This is a genomic window from Arthrobacter sp. U41, from assembly GCF_007679325.1.
GTDB lineage: Bacteria > Actinomycetota > Actinomycetes > Actinomycetales > Micrococcaceae > Arthrobacter.
In genome coordinates, this window is record NZ_VEGI01000001.1 from 682865 (window position 1) to 699609 (window position 16745).

Here is a 16745-nt window from a genome sequence, read left to right on the forward strand (position 1 = left end):
CAGTGTTAGTCTGACGCGACGCACGAGGCGTTTTATCTGTTCAATGGGGGAAACATGTTAGGCATCGATACTTCTTCAGCGCGCTCTAAACGTCTCGGCGGGAGATTAGCAACCGGCGCGGCAACCGCTGTGATCGCCTCCGGAGGGCTAGTCGTATTTTCTGCGCCGGCCTTCGCTGCAGAGTCGGAAACATGCACCGCTGCGCAGGCAAGCTACCAGGCCGCCTTGACCGCTACCGGCGCGAGCAACACACTTTCCGCCCAAGTCGCGGCAGCAAATCAAGCCGTGACCGAAGCGCAGCAGGCCCGCGATGCCCTGGCCGCAGCCGCCGTTGCCGACGCTGTCCAGGCGCAGGCCGACCTCGACGTCGCCGTCGCGTCCGCAGCCAAGACGGAAACCGGCTTGGAGTCGGCCCGGGAGCGACTGCAACGCGCACTCGACACCGCCAGGTGGGCGGCCGACCGCGTGGACCGGATCCAGACCGAACTTGATGAGCTGCCTGAGCTGAATGCCGCGGCCGAGGAACAAGCAAGGACTCAGCTCGAAGCAGCGACCGCCGCGCAGTCCGCTGCCGCTGTTAGTGTCACTGCCGCCCAAACAGCGCTGGAAGCCGCCAACGCGTCTCAGGACCAGCCGGCGATCGATGCCGCCCAAGCCGCACTGCTGGCCAAGCAAGTGGTGCTGGAAGCGGCTGAGGCGCAGCTGGCTGCAGCAAAATTGGCACTCGAAGGCGTGAAGGCCGACGGTGAGGCTCAGCTGGCGGATGCCTGGAACAGGGTAGAAGCCGCGGAGCAGCTGTTGTGGGAGATGGGTGATCACCTCATGCAGGCCGACGATGCGTTCCGCGCCGCCAACGATCAGGCCGATACCGCAGCCGATGGCGTCACGCGGGCGCAGGCCACCCTCCTGGCGGCCCAGAATGTGGAAGGCATTGCTGCAGCAGATGCGGCTCTGGCTACAGCCAGCGCGGCCGCCAAGGCGCTGCACGCTCAAACAACGACGCCTCCTGACCCCGCATCCATCGACCGGCTGTTCCGTACTGCCCTCGAAGCCTGCGCGGCAACTTCTGAGACCGTCCCAAAGACACCAGTGGCTGTGGCCACGCCGGTCGTGGCGCCGGTGATAGCCACGGAGTCCCGGCGTGCGGCAGTTGAGGTTTCGTCCTCAGCTCCGGCGCAACAGACCGGTGCTGCAAATGCGGCCAATCCCGGCCTGAACGTGCAGACCGGCGTTATCACCGATGCCGCCGCTCAAGCACCTGCTAGTCCCCAGGGTCAGGGCGGGCTGCCGGTGGCCGCATGGTCGCTGGGAGGACTCGTCGTCCTCGCGGCTGCTTCATTTGGCGTGCGGCGCCGCTCTGTGCGTGGGTAGCCAACAGGCCGATGGGTGGTGCCGTTCCGGAGGAAAGGCTCTAATCCAAATCGCGCTGCTCACCGGTCTTGTGGGAGTGCTGCCGGGCTGTACGCCTGGCGGCCCCCACGAGCCGACGTCAGTTGCCGCGGAGCCCTCTCCGGCTCCGCGGCAGTCCATTGTTGAGACCGACGTGGCTCCGGGGGCCGTCCGAGGAGCCAGACCTGGCTCGTCTGCACTTCCCCCGGCCTCCCCTCCCCTATGGATCAGCTATCCGGCCGCCGGCATTGAACTCTCCGTGCTCCCGCTGACGCCAAGCGCCGGCGAACTGCGAGCCGGTTCCCTGGTCCCGCCGACGACCATGGACGCCTACTGGCTCACAAACTACGGGCAGCCTGGTTCCGGCTCAAGCAACACGACGTACATCGCCGGGCACAGCTGGGAAAACGCCGAGGCCCCTTTCAACCGGCTCAGCGGCCAGTCCGCAATCGGGGACGAACTGAGCGTCAGCACGGCGACAGGCACCGTGAATTTCAAGGTGCTGAGCGTCACCACCCACGACAAAGACACGCTGCGTTCGAGCAATGTGTGGAACATCGTGCCCGGCCAGCTGGTGCTCATCAGCTGCTATACCGAAGACATCCAGGGTAAGAACGTGATTGTCACGGCCGTGCCCAACCCGTAGCCGGCAGCTGCAGGAACCGTATCCCGCGCAAATCGTCCTCTAAAGGGTGCCGCTGTCCGTGCGCAGGTAGTGCAGCTGGGCGGCCACGGACAGTTCCGCCGCGGGCCGGACGGCGGGGTCGACGGCGGCATACACAGCGTCCGCCACTTCGGTCACCTCGGCGCCGGCGCCCAGGCCGTCCAGGGCAGTGCGGATCTGCGCTAGGCGGTCCTCGCGGTGGTCCCGGTAGGCGCGGACGATCGTGTCCAGTGCCGGCAGCATGGGCCCGTGGGCCGGGAGGACGGTGGCGGCGCCCAGCAGTTCCAGCCGGTCCAGGGAGGCGAGGTAGTCCCCCAGAGTGCCGTCGGGGTAGTCCAGAACCGTGGTGCCGAGGCCCAGGATCGTGTCGCCGGTGAGGACCGAGCCGCGGGCGCCGTCGTCGGGCAGGTGGAAGCAGACCGAATCCGAGGTGTGGCCCGGTGTGGCCACGACCCGAATTTCCGCGCCGGCGGCGTGGATGACTTCGCCGTCCGCGAGGGGTTCACCGCCGTGACAATGGGCCGGGTCCTTGGCGCGCACGGGTGCGCCGGTGAGCTCGGCGAAGCGGGCGGCTGCGGCTGTGTGGTCCGCGTGCCGGTGCGTGATCAGGATGAGCTCGACGGTCCCGGCCCGGGCCAGTTCCTGCAGGTGCGGCTCGTCCAGCGGCCCGGGATCGACCACGACGGTGCCGGCCGCGCCGGGGGCGGCAATGACGTAGGAGTTGGTCCCGTGCAGGCTCATCGGCCCCGGGTTGGGGGCCAGCCTGAAGCGGGTCAGCTCTGTGCTGCGCACCATGGCGCGGGGGTCGTCGGGGATCACAGTTCCATCTTCCCACCGAACCGGACGGGATGCAGTGCCGGCGTCATACCAGCAGCATCACCGCAATGACGGCCGGCAGCAGCGCCTCGGCGATGGCACTCGCCCACAGCCGCCGCTCGGACAGGACCAGGATGATGCCCAGCAGGACGTGGCCCAGGCAGGTGAACAGCAGCAGCGCCTCCCCGGCTGCGGGCTGGTCGCCCGTCAGCATAACCGAGCCCACGGTCGCGCCCACACCCCAGATCATGTTGTAGAACCCCAGGTTGAAGACCCACATCCGCACGGTTTCCGTGTCCTCCGGCTTGATGAGGAACAGCCGGTGGAAGCGCTGGTCCCGGAAGAAGAAGGACTCCAGGATCCCCACGAGGATCAGCAGGACCCCGAAAATGACACCCAGAACCTGAACAAGTCCAGTCATGCGCCATATTGTGCCCCTGCGTCCGGGACGTGGCTAGGGGCTTCTGACCGGCGCCACCGGACCACGCACCGGGCGATTAACGACGACGGCGGCCTCCCCACCGGAAGGTGGGTGCCGCCGTCGAACGCTGCCTATGTAAGTAAGGCGCTACCGCTTAGGCCAGGCGGGTCAGCCAGCCGTGGGTGTCCTCGACGGTGCCGGTCTGGATGCCCAGGAGCTGCTCGCGGATGGCCATGGTGGTCTCCCCCGCCTTCGCGTCCTCGGAGCCGATGAATTCGGTGTCGTCCTTGAGTACGCCGATGGGGGTGATCACGGCGGCGGTGCCGCAGGCGAAGACCTCGGCGATCTCGCCGGAGGCCACGCCGTCGCGCCATTCATCCAGCGTGATCTTGCGTTCGGTGACCTCTCGGCCCATGTCCTTGGCCACCTGGATAACGGACATCCGCGTGATGCCCTCCAGGATGGTGCCGCTCAGCGCGGGGGTCACCAGTGAGCCGTCCTTCATCACGAAGAACACGTTCATGCCGCCGAGCTCTTCCACGGCGTTGTCATTGAACTGGTCCAGGAAGAGGACCTGCTTGCAGCCGTGGGCCTCGGCTTCCTGCTGCGCGATCAGAGACGCGGCGTAGTTGCCGCCGCACTTCGCGGCGCCGGTTCCGCCGCGGCCGGCGCGGGCGTATTCGCGGGAAATCCAGATGGAGACGGGCTTGAGTTCGCCGCCGAAGTAGTTGCCGGCCGGGGAGGCGATGACGCGGAAGGACACTTCGCGGGCGGCGCGGACGCCGAGGAAGGCCTCGGTGGCGATCATGAACGGCCGCAGGTAGAGGGCTTCGCCGTCGCCGGAGGGGACCCATTCCTTGTCCACGGAAACAAGCTCGCGGATGGCGCCCAGGAAGTACTCTTCGGGGAGTTCGGGGAGGGCCAGGCGGCGGGCCGACTTGTTCAGGCGGGCGGCGTTGGCCTCCGGCCGGAAGGTCCAGATGGAGCCGTCGGCGTGGCGGTACGCCTTGAGGCCCTCGAAGATTTCCTGGCCATAGTGCAGCACGGCGGCGGAGGGATCCAGAGAGATGGGGCCGTAGGCCTCAACCCGGGCACTGTGCCAGCCGCCCTTGCCCTCGGCGTCGACGCTGTAGTCAACGATCGCGGTGTGGTCGGTGAAATGGTTGCCGAAACCCGGGTTCGCCAGGATGGCAGCACGTTCTTCAGCGGACTTCGGGGTTGCCGAGGGCTGCTGGGTGAATTCGACGCCATGGGCAGTCTGAGTCATGGTTCCTCCACGGTCGGCTGCCTGGTGTGTAAACGTGGTTCATCTCCGGACCACGGCAGCATATTGGTGATTCGAAACAAGCTTACGCCCGTTGGCGGGGCCGCCGGCCCGGTGCCTCGTGGCGGTTACAGGGCGGCGGCGATGGCGTCACCGATCGCGCTGGTGGTGCGCGCTGCAGTGCCCGGGGCTGCCGTGCCGCGGGCCGCGACGTCGGCGACGACGGCCGCCTCAACCTTGCGGGCGGCGGCGCCGTAGCCCAGGTGGTCCAGCAGCAGAGCGGCGGAGAGAATGGCCGCCGTCGGGTCCGCCTTCTGCTGGCCGGCAATGTCCGGAGCCGAACCGTGGACGGGTTCGAACATGGACGGGGCGGTGCGCTCCATGTTGATGTTGCCGGAGGCGGCCAGGCCGATGCCGCCGGTGACCGCAGCGGCGAGGTCGGTAATGATGTCGCCGAAGAGGTTGTCCGTGACAATCACGTCAAAGCGCGCCGGGTCCGTGACCATAAAGATCGTGGCGGCATCGATGTGCAGGTAGTCATGGGTGACATCCGGGAACTCCTGGGCCACAGCCTCCACCGTCCGCTTCCAGAGGTGGCCGGCGAAGACCAGGACGTTGTGCTTGTGGACCAGGGTCAGCCTCTTGCGTGGGCGGTCGTTGGCCCGGCGGAAGGCGTCGCGGACCACACGCTCCACGCCGTGGGCCGTGTTGAGCGAGACTTCGGTGGCTACCTCGTGCGGGGTGCCGGGGCGCAGCGTCCCGCCGTTGCCGACGTAGGGGCCCTCAGTGCCCTCGCGGACCACGATGAAATCGATGTCGCCGGGGTTGGCGAGCGGGCTGGCGACGCCCGGGTACAGCCGGGACGGGCGCAGGTTGACGAAGTGGTCCAGGCTGAAGCGCAGCTTGAGCAGCAACTCACGCTCGATGATGCCGGAGGGGATGCGGGTATCGCCCGGGGCCGCGCCGACGGCACCGAAGAGGATGGCGTCGCGGGTGCGGAGATCGGCCAGGGTCTCCTCCGGCAGGGTCTCCCCCGTTTCGAGCCAGTGCTGCGCGCCGAGCTTGTAGTGCGTCTGCTGCAGCACAATGCCCTCGGCGGCGGCAGCCTTCTCGAGGACCTTCACGGCCTCGGCGGTGACCTCGGGGCCAATGCCGTCGCCGGGAATGACGGCCAGATCAATGGTGGATGCGCTCATGTTTTCAGCGTAGCCAAGTGATCCACATGCTGGTCAACTTGTCTCACTATCCGAACGCAGAGCATCCCGTTAAACGACGTCGAGGTGAGACTTCGCGCCGATGTCACTGAAAGACATGGGCGCGAAGTCTCACCTCTGCGGGAGCGTCGGAGTTTACGCCTCGGCAGGCTCCTCGTACTTCGGGAAGACCGGGGACGGGGCGGGCAGCGGGGTTCCGGCCACGATCGGCGTGCCCAGGGCGGCGAACTCGCGTGCCTCCCCTTCCGGCTGGCCCAGGGTGTTCAGAATGGCCGCCGTCGCCGCCGGCATGACCGGCTGGGCGAGGATGGCGACAATCCGCAGCACCTCGAGCGTCACGTAGAGGACGGTGTTCATGCGATCGACGTCGGTCTTCCGCAGCACCCACGGGGCCTGCTCGGCGAAGTAGGCGTTGGTGTCGCCCAGGACGTTCCAGATGGCCTCGAGGGCGCGGCTGAACTCCTGCTTTTCGAACGCGGCCCGGGAAATGTCCAGCAGTCCGTTGGCCTGGCCCAGCAGCGCGGCGTCCTCGGCGGTGAAGCCTCCGGGGACGGGCACGGCGCCGTCGCAGTTCTTCGCCACCATGGACAGCGAACGCTGGGCCAGGTTGCCGAAGTTGTTGGCCAGGTCCGCGTTCATCCGGCCCACCACGGCGTCGTGGCTGTAGGAGCCGTCCGCACCGAAGGGGACCTCGCGGAGCAGGAAGAACCGCACCTGGTCCAGGCCGTACTGGGCCACCCAGTCGGCCGGGGCCACCACGTTGCCCAGCGACTTGGACATCTTGACGCCCTGGTTGTGCAGGAAGCCGTGGATCATCACGCGCTTGGGCAGTTCCAGCCCGGCGGACATCAGGAACGCGGGCCAGTAGACGGCGTGGAAGCGGGAGATGTCCTTGCCGATGACGTGGACGTCCGCCGGCCAGTACTTCCGGAACAGCTCGGAGTCGGTGCGGGGGAAGCCGACGCCGGTCAGGTAGTTGGTCAGCGCGTCCACCCAGACGTACATCACGTGCTCCGGGTTGCCCGGGACGGGAACACCCCAGTCGAAGGAGGTGCGGCTGATCGACAGGTCCTCGAGGCCGCCCTTGACGAAGCTGACCACCTCGTTGAAGCGGTTGTGCGGCGCGCCGAAGGTCGGGTGGTCCGCGTAGAGGGCCAGCAGCCGGTCCTGGTAGGCGGAAAGCTTGAAGAAGTAGCTCTCCTCCTCGGTCCAGGTCACCTCGGTGCCGGTCTCGGAGGCGTAGCGGAGGCCGTCTGCCTGCACCTCGGTCTCGTCCTCGACGAAGTAGCGCTCGTCGCGGACCGAGTACCAGCCGGCGTACTTGGAGAGGTAGATGTCCCCGTTGGCTTCCATCCGCTGCCAGAGCGCCTTGGCGGCCTCGTAGTGGTCCGGGTCGGTTGTGCGGATGAAGCGGCTCAGGGAGATGCCGAGGTCATCGCTCATCTGCCGGAAGGCGGCCGAGTTGCGGTCAGCGAGGTCCTTGACCGGGATGCCTTCCTTTTCCGCCGTCTGCTGCATCTTCAGGCCGTGCTCGTCCGTGCCGGTCATAAAGAACACGTCGTAGCCGTCCAGGCGCTTGAAGCGCGCCATCGCGTCAGTGGCGATGACCTCGTAGGCGTGGCCGATGTGCGGCACGCCGTTGGGGTAGCTGATGGCCGTGGTGATGTAGAACGGGGTTTTTTCGGAAGCGGTCACAGTTTTAACCTAGATCAGTTCGGTGAGGGTGTCGCTCTGGCGGACCAGCTCGTGGTCGTGTGACGCCACCAGGACGGCGATTCCGTCCGAGGTGGTGTCCTTGAGGATGCTGATGATGCGGTTGGCCGAGGACCGGTCCAGGCTGGCGGTGGGCTCGTCTACCACCAGCACGCGGGTGCCCAGGATCAGGGCCCGGGCGATGGCGACGCGCTGACGTTCGCCGCCGGAGAGCTGCGCCGGGCGGTGGCGCATGCGCCGGCCCAGGCCCACGAGGTCCAGGAGGTCCTTGGCCATGTCGCGGCGCTGGTCCACCTCGCCGTCGGGCACGGCGGGCAGCAGCACGTTCTCCAGCGCGCTCATCCCGTCGATCAGGGCTCCGCCCTGGTCAACGTAGCCGATCAGGGCCCGGCGGCGGTCGGCGATTTCGTCGTCGCCCATGGTCTCGAGGGAGTCCCCCTCCCAGAACACCCGGCCCGACGTCGGCAGGGTCAGGCCCGCGCCGACGGTGAGGATGCTGGTCTTGCCGGAGCCGGAGCGGCCGGCGACGCAGTGCATTTCGCCGGCGTGCAGCGTCATGTTGAAGTCGTCCACGACGTTGACGGCTTCGGCACCGCCCTTGCCGCCGCCGTAGTGGATGGTGATGTTGCTGAGCTCCAGCGGCGTGGCGTGGTCGGCGGCCTTCACGATCGTGTTGGCGCGCGTCTGGTGGGCACCGCGGCGGGTGCTTGCCGTCATCCGCTCGTGAGCCTCACGGTCAAGGTTCAGGTCGTTGTTCATCGGACCACTTTCGTTGCAATCGGAATCCAGCAAAGTACAGCCACGAGCCCGGCGACAGCGGCCCAGAGCGCGGCATAAGGGGCGAGGAGGAGGCCAACGCCGAGGGCGCCGAGGATACCCAGCGGCAGCGCGACCGTCCCCACCATGGCATTTTCGAAGAGGCGGACCTGGCCCAGCATGTCCGGGTTCCAGCCCATGGCCTGCAGTGTGCCGAGGTACTGGCGCTTGGCCTGCAGCTCGAAGCGGCCGGTGACCATGGTCAGCAGCAGGCCGACGGCGACGCCGGACAGGCCGAGGATGATGCTGGGCAGGGCGATGCTGGTGGCGGCGAGCCCGCTCAGCGCGCTGGCGCCGGCGGCGCGGGGAATGTCGATCAGGAGCGCCACCATGCCGCCCACCGCTGCGGCGAAGACGCCGACGGCGACCGCCAGGGAGATGGTGTTGAACTTGTTGGTGCTCAACTGCCGGTTGGCGAAGGTCAGCGGGGAGTCCACTGCGATGAGGCGCTCATCGTGCTGCGGTTCCTGGTCCACCACCTCGCGGTGGCGCAGCTGCTGGGCGGCGAAGAAGGCCGCCGCGGCGTAGAGCACCAGGACGGAGGCCGAGACAATGGCCGTGGCCGGGTTCCAGCTGACCAGGCTCAGGACGATTCCGGCGACGGCCAGCAGGGCGGCGCCGACACCGAATTCGGCAAGCACCCAGGACCGGATGCGGCGCTGGGTCCAGCCCATGGCGCGCAGGGTGCCGGCCTCGGTGCGGCGTTTCCGGACGTAGCTCACGGTGGAGGCGCCGGTCAGCAGGGCCGCGCCGATGAGCGTGAGGAAAAGCAGTGTCAGGTTCGTGGCGGTGAGGGAACCGGTGACGGCGTCGGCGGCGTCCTGGCGGACCCACGACTGCTGGACGGTGCCCAGCGGGGTTTCCTTGCCGGCGTCGTCCTTGGAGTAGCCGGGGACGAAGATGCTGGCGTCTTCGCGGGCCGAGCCGGCAACGATGGTGGCTTCGAGGCCCATGTCGCGGATCTCGTTGGCGAGCTTCTCCACCTCGGGCTGGGCTTCTTTCCAGCTGCCGGGTGCCTTGGCGCGGATGCGCACGGCGTCGATCACGGCGGCGTTGTCCTCGTAGCCGCGGGCGGCGGCGAGGCCGTAGTAGTCCGTGATGGCGCCGGCGGACTGGCTGGCCAGGCCCGTGGCGCTGAGCGAGGGCTTGAGCTCGGTGTTCTCGACGTCCTTGCCGGCGGCGTCCTTGGTGAGGGTGAACGGGGTGGGGTCGTAGCCGCCCAGGGGCAGGCGGTTGACGTCGCCGGCCGCTTCCTTGACCTTCTCGGCGTCGAACGTGCCGTAGACCATTGCGAGCGGCGTGGCGAGCTTCTTGCCGGTCTCAAGGTCGGCGCGGTAGGAGCGCTCGTCGACGGGCTTGCGCTGCGTCTGGTCCACGGGCTCGCCGCTGGCGGATTTCTCCGGGAGGCGGTTCACGGTGACCCAGTCGCCGGGGGTGGCGCTCTTGTCCACGGCGCCGTTGCCGGCGGCCTGGCCGTCGGTGTACTTCGGGGCGGCGGCGAAGTCGGTGCTCCACGTTGCGGGGTTGTAGAGGCCCTGGCCGAAGCTGGCGGTGTCGCCGAGCAGCGGGGTGAGGTCCTTGGACCCGGGCCAGGCCAGGGAGAACGGGGACTTGGAGACGAACGGGAGGTAGTCCTTGTCCAGCGAGCGGGTCACGGTGCCGACGTCCTTGGTGACGTTGCCGGAGGCGTCGATTTCCTCGATCTTGACCGAGTATTTGAGGTCAAGGGACGTGCCGGAGCGGACGATCAGCGGGATCGCCTGCGAGTCCTCGGTCAGCTGGCCGTTGCGCTTGGCCTGCTGGTACTGGCTCATCAGCGGGGCCCAGTACTTGAGCTTGACGCCGAGGAAATCCGGGCCTTCCTTCAGTTCGTCCATGCCGATGCCGGTGGTGAAGAGGCTCTCGAAGTGGCGGCCGATCGCTCCGGCGTTGCGGGCGTCGGCGGGCGGTGCCTTCTCCAGCGGGGCAAGGAAGTCGCCGGCGCTGCCCAGCAGGGCACGCTCGGAGACGGGATCGACGGCGACGACGGATTCCGTCACCTGCGGGGCCAGGGGCAGCGAGACGGAGAGGTTAAAGAGGTTGTGCTCGGAGCCGCCGGCCGGGGCCGGGAACTTGATGCCGGTCTCCCCCTCGGGGCCCGCGATACGGACGTTCTTGCCGCCGGCCACGTCCTCTTCGATGAGCCGCGCCTTGCCGAGGGAGCCTTCGGCCGTGGTCTTGAACAGGGTCTGATCGGAGTGTCCGTCGGAGCTGACGGCGCTGGCCGTGAGCCGGTACGTCTTCGGCTCGTCGGACAGGACGGACTCGGCGGCGGGCCATTTGCTCGGATCCGTGGCGGTGGGGTCCCCGGCGGTGCCGGCGAGTCCGGCCTGGTAGCCGAGGTAGTCGGTGGCCTCCAGGCGCGGGGACTCGAGGTCCTGGGTGACGCGGGAGACCAGGCTGATGGGCGCTGCCACGGAGGTGCCGGAGAGCTTCCGGAGGCTGTCCAGCTGCTCGAAGCTGATGCCGCCTTGGCCGGCGGCGATTTCGGGCTGCATCAGCCCGCCGTTGTCCTCGGTTTTCGCCTGGACCAGGATGTCGTAGAGTCCCCGCGAGTTCTGGTCAACGGTCCGGTTCAGGGCGGCCTGTGACTGACCCTGAACGAGGACCGACAGGCACATGGCCACGATCAAAATGGACGCGGTCAGCAGAAGCACTCGGCTTCTGATGAACCTCTGGACGGCGTTCATTGGGCTCCTGAAAGCTGGATTGCGTGCGCACACCGAAGTTCATCCCAAAGCGGAAGTGAAGGCGTCCCCTGCCGGGTGTGCAAAAGTAAAGGCCGGGCTGCCGGCCGGATCCGAAAATCGGACGTAGCCATTGTACGCAGACCAGCCATGTGTTCGCGGACACCCGGCGGCGGCCCACGCCGCCGCCGGTAACCACGGTGGGGACGTCAGTCCTCGAGATCGACCTCGCGCACCATATCCGCGCCGATTCCGGCCTTGATGGCGTCCAGGACCTGCTGCGGAACGGAGCTGTCGATGGTCAGCAGGGCGAGCGCCTGGCCGCCCTCGTCCTGCCGCGCAACCTGCATGCCGGCGACGTTGATGTTGTTCATGCCCAGAATGTGGCCGATGGTGCCGATCACGCCGGGGCGGTCCGCGTAGGCCACCACCACGAGGTGCTCGCTGATGGGGATCTCCACCTCGAAGCCGTTGATCCCGACGAGCTTCTGGACCTGCTTGGGCCCCGTCAGAGTTCCCGCCACGGAGATCTGCGAACCGTCGCTCAGGGCGCCGCGCAGGGTCAGGACGTTGCGGTACGACTCGGTGTCCGGCGTCGTGATCAGGCGGACGTTGATGCCGCGCTGCTCGGCGATCACGGGGGCGTTGACGTAGGAGACCTGATCGGTCACAACGTCGGCGAAGATGCCCTTGAGCGCGGCGAGTTCGAGCACCTTGACGTCGAGCGAGGAGATTTCGCCGGCGACCTCGACGTCGAACTGGGTGAGCGAGGCGTGCGTCATCGCGGTGAAGATGCGTCCCAGCTTTTCCACGAGCGCGATGCCGGGCCGGACGTCGGGGGCGATCACGCCGCCGGCGACGTTGACGGCGTCGGGAACCAGCTCCCCGGCGAGGGCCAGGCGGACGGACCTGGCCACCGAGACGCCGGCCTTTTCCTGGGCTTCGTCCGTGGACGCGCCCAGGTGCGGGGTGACCACCACGTTGTCCATTTTGAAGAACGGCAGGTCGGTGCTGGGCTCCTTGTCGAAGACGTCGACGCCGGCGCCGGCGATTTCGCCAGCCTGGAGCGCGGCGTAGAGCGCTTCCTCATCGACGAGGCCGCCGCGGGCGACGTTGACGACGTACGCGGTGCTCTTCATCTTCTTGAAGGACTCGGCGCCGAGCATGCCGACGGTCTCCGGCGTTTTGGGCATGTGGATGCTGATGAAGTCGGACTGCGCCAGCAGCTCATCAAAGGTCACCAGCTGCACGCCGAGCTGGGCGGCACGGGCCGAGGTGATGTAGGGATCGTAGGCAAGGATCTTGGTGTCGAAGCCCTTCAGGCGGGCGGCGACGAGGGCGCCGATCCGGCCGAGGCCGATGATGCCGATTTTCTTCTCGAAAAGTTCGATGCCGGTGTACTTGGAGCGCTTCCACTCGCCGTCCTTGAGCGCGGCGGAGGCCTGCGGGATGTGGCGGGCGAGGCTGAGGATGTGGCCGACAGTGAGTTCGGCGGCGGAGACGATGTTCGACGTCGGGGCGTTCACCACCATGACACCGGCCTGCGTGGCGGCCTTGATGTCGACGTTGTCGAGGCCGACGCCTGCGCGGGCGATCACCTTGAGGTTCTTCGCGGCGGCGATGGCTTCGGCGTCCACCTGGGTGGCGGAGCGGACCATGATCGCGTCGACGTCGGCGATCGCAGAGAGCAGCTGGGAACGGTCCGCGCCGTCGGTCTGCCGGACTTCGAAGTCCGGGCCAAGGGCGTCGATCGTGGCGGGCGAAAGTTCCTCAGCGAGGAGTACTACAGGTTTGGTGCTTGTCACCGGTGACCTCTTTAGCTCTCTTGTATTTCAGGTGGGGATTTTGGTGAAACGGGTGGTGCTTCACAGCAGGGAAGCCGGACCCCAGAGTTGGTGTCCGGCTCCCCTGCCGGTCAGTGCCTAGCGGGCCACTGAGCCTTCGGTGTAGTCGTCTTCGTTCTTGATCCAGGAGAACAGCTTGCGCAGTTCGCGGCCGGTGGCCTCGATCGGGTGGTCTTCACCCTTCTTGCGCAGCGCCTTGAACTCGGGGGCTCCGGCGTCCTGATCGTCGATGAAGCGCTTGGCGAAGGTGCCGTCCTGGATGTCCGCCAGGACAGCCTTCATGTTTTCCTTCACGTCCGGGGTGATCACACGCGGGCCGGAGACGTAGTCGCCGTATTCCGCGGTGTCGGAGACGCTCCAGCGCTGCTTGGCGATGCCGCCTTCAACCATGAGGTCAACGATGAGCTTCAGCTCGTGCAGCACCTCGAAGTAGGCAACCTCGGGCTTGTAGCCGGCCTCGGTGAGGACCTCGAAGCCGTACTGGATCAGCTGGGAGGCGCCGCCGCAGAGGACCGCCTGCTCGCCGAAGAGGTCCGTTTCGGTCTCTTCGGTGAAGGTTGTCTCGATGACGCCCGCGCGGGTGCCGCCGATTGCCTTGGCGTAGGACAGTGCCAGTTCCCGGGCCTTGCCGGACGGGTTCTGCTCGACGGCGATCAGGTCCGGCACGCCGCGGCCGGCTTCGAACTCGCGGCGGACGATGTGGCCCGGGCCCTTCGGGGCAACGAGGGCGACGTCAACATCTGCCGGCGGCTGGATGTAGCCGTAGCGGATGTTGAAGCCGTGGCCGAAGAACAGGGCGTCGCCGGCCTGCAGGTTCGGGGCGATGTCCTCGGCGTACACGTGGCGCTGGACCTGGTCCGGGGTGAGGACCATGATCAGGTCGGCTTCGGCGACGGCGGCGGCGACGTCGAGGACGCGCAGGCCCTCGGCTTCGGCCTTGGCGCGGGACTTCGAGTCGGCCTTCAAGCCGACGCGGACGTCAACACCGGAATCGCGCAGGCTAAGGGCGTGGGCGTGGCCCTGGGAGCCGTAACCGATGACGGCGACGGTGCGGCCCTGGATGATCGACAGGTCGGCGTCGTCGTCGTAGAACATTTCAGTCACTGGGGTGTCTCCTTTTGAATGGATTCTTGGGTGGTGCTTGTCTGTGAAACTTGTGTGGTGTGGTGCTGCGGCAGGATCTGCCCGACGCCCGGGGACTGCCCCTAAGCGCTGCGCAGAGCCCTGTCGCTCATGGAGCGGGATCCCCGCCCAACGGCCAAGGTGCCGGACTGCACGATTTCGCGGATGCCGAAAGGCTCCAGCACTGAGAGCAGTGCGGTGAGCTTTTCCGGGTGGCCCGTTGCCTCAATGACCACCGACTCTGTGGAGACGTCGACCACTGATGCGCGGAACAGGTCTGCAGCCTGGGTGACCTGCAGCCGTGTAGCGGCGTCCGCACGTACCTTGACCAGGATGTGGTCACGCTGTACGGAAGATTCGGAGGTGAGTTCAACGATCTTGATCACGTTGACCAGCTTGTTCAGCTGCTTGGTGATCTGTTCGATGAGCTCACCGTCGGCGTCGACGACGACGGTCATCCGGGACATGCCCGGGACCTCGGTGGGGCCGACGGCCAGGGAGTTGATGTTGAAGGCCCGGCGGGCGAAGAGGCTGGCGACGCGGGTCAGCACACCGGGCTTGTCTTCGACCAGAACGGACAGTGTGTGGCGGGTCATGTTCAGTCCTCCTCTTCCCATTCCGGGGTCATGTTGCGGGCAACCTGGATCTGGTCGTTGCTGACTCCGGCGGGGACCATCGGCCACACCATGGAGTTGGGGCTCACGACGAAGTCAATGACCACAGGGCGGTCGTTGATTTCCAGGGCCTTCTGGATGGTGGCGTCGATGTCCTCGTCGCGGTCGCAGCGGAAGGACGCGCAGCCGTAGGCGTCCGCCAGCTTCACGAAGTCCGGGATCCGGACGGTGTCGTGGCCGGTGTTGAGATCGGTGTTGGAGTAGCGGCCCTCGTAGAAGAGGGTCTGCCACTGCCGCACCATGCCCAGCGAGGAGTTGTTGATGATGGCGACCTTGATCGGGATCTTGTTGATCGCGCAGGTGGCCAGTTCCTGGTTGGTCATCTGGAAGCAGCCGTCGCCATCGATGGCCCACACCACGCGGTCCGGGTTGCCCACCTTGGCGCCCATCGCGGCCGGCACGGCGTAGCCCATGGTGCCGGCGCCGCCGGAGTTCAGCCAGGCGTGCGGGCGCTCGTACTTGATGAACTGCGAGGCCCACATCTGGTGCTGTCCCACGCCGGCGACGTACACGCCTTCGGGGCCGGTGAGGGCGCCGATGCGTTCGATCACGCGCTGCGGGGCGCTGAGTCCGTCGTCCGGTTCGGTCCAGCCCAGCGGGTAGGTTTCCTTGAGGTTGTTCAGGAAGGCCCACCAGTTGGTGTAGTCCGGGGTGCCGGAGGCGGCGAACAGGGTGCGCAGGGCCTCGCTGAGTTCCGGAATGATCTCCTTGACCGAGCCCACAATCGGGACGTCGGCGGTGCGGTTCTTGGAGATCTCGGCCGGGTCGATGTCCGCGTGGATGACCTTGGCGTTGGGCGCGAAGGTCTTCAGGACGCCGGTCACCCGGTCATCGAAGCGGGCACCCAGCGTGATGAGCAGGTCGGACTGCTGCAGGGCGGTCACGGCGGAGACGGTGCCGTGCATGCCCGGCATGCCGACGTGCTGCGGGTGCGAGTCCGGGAAGACGCCGCGGGCCATCAGGGTGGTGACCACGGGGGCGCCGGAGAGCTCCGCGAGTTCCAGCAGTTCCGCCGAGGCGTGCGCCTTGACCACACCGCCGCCCACGTAGAGCACGGGCTTGCTGGCCGCCGCGATGAGCCGGGCCGCTTCGCGGACCTGCTTGTTGTGGCCGCGGAGCACCGGGTGGTAGCCGGGCAGGTCGATCTTGGGCGGCCAGGAGAAGGTCATCTGACCCTGCTGGGCGTCCTTGGCGACGTCCACCAGGACCGGACCGGGGCGTCCGGTGGAGGCGAGGTGGAATGCCTCGGCCATCACGTGCGGGATGTCGTTGGGGTCGGTCACCAGGAAGGAGTGCTTGGTGATCGGCATGGTGATGCCGACAATGTCCGCTTCCTGGAAGGCATCGGTGCCGATGACTCCGCTGGAGACCTGGCCGGTGATGGCCACCATCGGCACGGAGTCCATGTGGGCATCCATGATGGCGGTAACGAGGTTGGTGGCACCCGGGCCGGACGTGGCGATGCAGACGCCCACCCGTCCGGTGACCATGGCGTAGCCTTGCGCGGCGTGGCCGGCTCCCTGTTCGTGACGGACCAGAACGTGGTTCATTCGGGAAGCCATCAAGGGGTCATAGGTGGGCAGGATCGCGCCACCGGGCAAACCAAAAATATCGTCGACGCCGAGTTCTTCGAGCGAGCGGACAATTGCTTGTGAACCGGTCATCACCGTCGGGGGTACGACGTTGTTCGGTCCAAGGACAGGAGAGACGGCAGCAATGTCGACGCCGGCGTCGGCCGGACGTTCGACGCGTTCAGAAGCCTTGTGGGCTCCAGCGGACTTAGTGGCCATCAGCGAGGGGCTGATCGGCGATCCTTTGCTCATCGGACTCTTCCTTTGTGGATCATATGGTTGGATCTTCGGTGATCGTGGAACTGCTGGTGATGCATGGTGCTGGTGTAACCGGTGGTGCGGAAATAAAAAAACCCCTCAGCCTGGCGGCTCTTCGAGGGGTTTGCGCGTGACGGTTCGTTACCAGTTGCGGCTATGGAGCCACGCGCTTGGTAAGTACGACGGAGACGCCTGCAGTGACGCCAGCGGTAACGAATGCGATCATGCGTTCAGTTTTCCCTCTTAGTGAGAC

Annotated in this window: 13 protein-coding genes; 2 read left to right on the plus strand and 11 right to left on the minus strand. The window is 67.0% G+C overall.

The annotated features are described in order from the left end of the window. The first annotated feature begins 54 nt into the window (after positions 1-54). A complete protein-coding gene (locus FS787_RS18080) occupies positions 55-1371 on the plus strand; it encodes a hypothetical protein (protein WP_260982372.1) in 1317 nt (438 codons plus the stop codon). Between the two features lie 172 nt (positions 1372-1543). Then, positions 1544-2035, plus strand: coding sequence for a class F sortase (locus FS787_RS18085; protein WP_395940307.1), 492 nt, complete (start codon positions 1544-1546; stop codon positions 2033-2035). Between the two features lie 39 nt (positions 2036-2074). Here the strand turns inward: FS787_RS18085 and FS787_RS03150 are convergent, their stop codons facing one another. From FS787_RS03150 to FS787_RS03200, 11 genes are all read right to left on the minus strand, one after another. Next, positions 2075-2848: an MBL fold metallo-hydrolase gene (locus tag FS787_RS03150; protein ID WP_144671897.1), complete on the minus strand. Its 774-nt coding sequence runs from the start codon at positions 2846-2848 to the stop codon at positions 2075-2077. A gap of 67 nt (positions 2849-2915) precedes the next feature. Further along, positions 2916-3290, minus strand: a complete 375-nt coding sequence (locus FS787_RS03155) for a DUF1304 family protein (protein WP_144670858.1) — start codon at positions 3288-3290, stop codon at positions 2916-2918. A gap of 154 nt (positions 3291-3444) precedes the next feature. Further along, complete coding sequence (locus FS787_RS03160) at positions 3445-4557, minus strand: branched-chain amino acid aminotransferase (RefSeq protein WP_144670859.1); 1113 nt, start codon at positions 4555-4557, stop codon at positions 3445-3447. Positions 4558-4682: 125 nt separating this feature from the next. Continuing rightward, positions 4683-5750 carry a 3-isopropylmalate dehydrogenase gene (locus FS787_RS03165; protein ID WP_144670860.1) on the minus strand — a complete coding sequence of 356 codons (1068 nt, stop codon included), beginning with the start codon at positions 5748-5750 and terminating at the stop codon, positions 4683-4685. Positions 5751-5903: 153 nt separating this feature from the next. Beyond that, the gene (gene metG, locus FS787_RS03170) at positions 5904-7463 is read right to left on the minus strand and encodes a methionine--tRNA ligase (protein ID WP_144670861.1); all 1560 of its coding nucleotides are present in this window, start codon (positions 7461-7463) and stop codon (positions 5904-5906) included. A 9-nt stretch (positions 7464-7472) separates the two neighbouring features. After that, positions 7473-8240: an ABC transporter ATP-binding protein gene (locus FS787_RS03175; protein ID WP_395940308.1), complete on the minus strand. Its 768-nt coding sequence runs from the start codon at positions 8238-8240 to the stop codon at positions 7473-7475. After that, positions 8237-11026 (minus strand): ABC transporter permease, encoded by a 2790-nt coding sequence (locus tag FS787_RS03180; RefSeq protein ID WP_144670862.1) that lies wholly within the window; start codon positions 11024-11026, stop codon positions 8237-8239. Before FS787_RS03180 ends, FS787_RS03175 begins: the two co-directional genes overlap by 4 nt. A gap of 206 nt (positions 11027-11232) precedes the next feature. Further along, positions 11233-12828 (minus strand): phosphoglycerate dehydrogenase, encoded by a 1596-nt coding sequence (serA, locus tag FS787_RS03185; protein ID WP_144670863.1) that lies wholly within the window; start codon positions 12826-12828, stop codon positions 11233-11235. A gap of 117 nt (positions 12829-12945) precedes the next feature. Then, positions 12946-13971, minus strand: a complete 1026-nt coding sequence (gene ilvC, locus FS787_RS03190; RefSeq protein WP_144670864.1) for a ketol-acid reductoisomerase — start codon at positions 13969-13971, stop codon at positions 12946-12948. Positions 13972-14072: 101 nt separating this feature from the next. Continuing rightward, complete coding sequence (gene ilvN / locus FS787_RS03195; protein ID WP_069952167.1) at positions 14073-14585, minus strand: acetolactate synthase small subunit; 513 nt, start codon at positions 14583-14585, stop codon at positions 14073-14075. 2 nt (positions 14586-14587) lie between these two features. Continuing rightward, on the minus strand, positions 14588-16486 hold the full coding sequence (locus FS787_RS03200; RefSeq protein ID WP_144670865.1) for an acetolactate synthase large subunit: 1899 nt from the start codon (positions 16484-16486) through the stop codon (positions 14588-14590). Positions 16487-16745 lie beyond the last annotated feature (259 nt).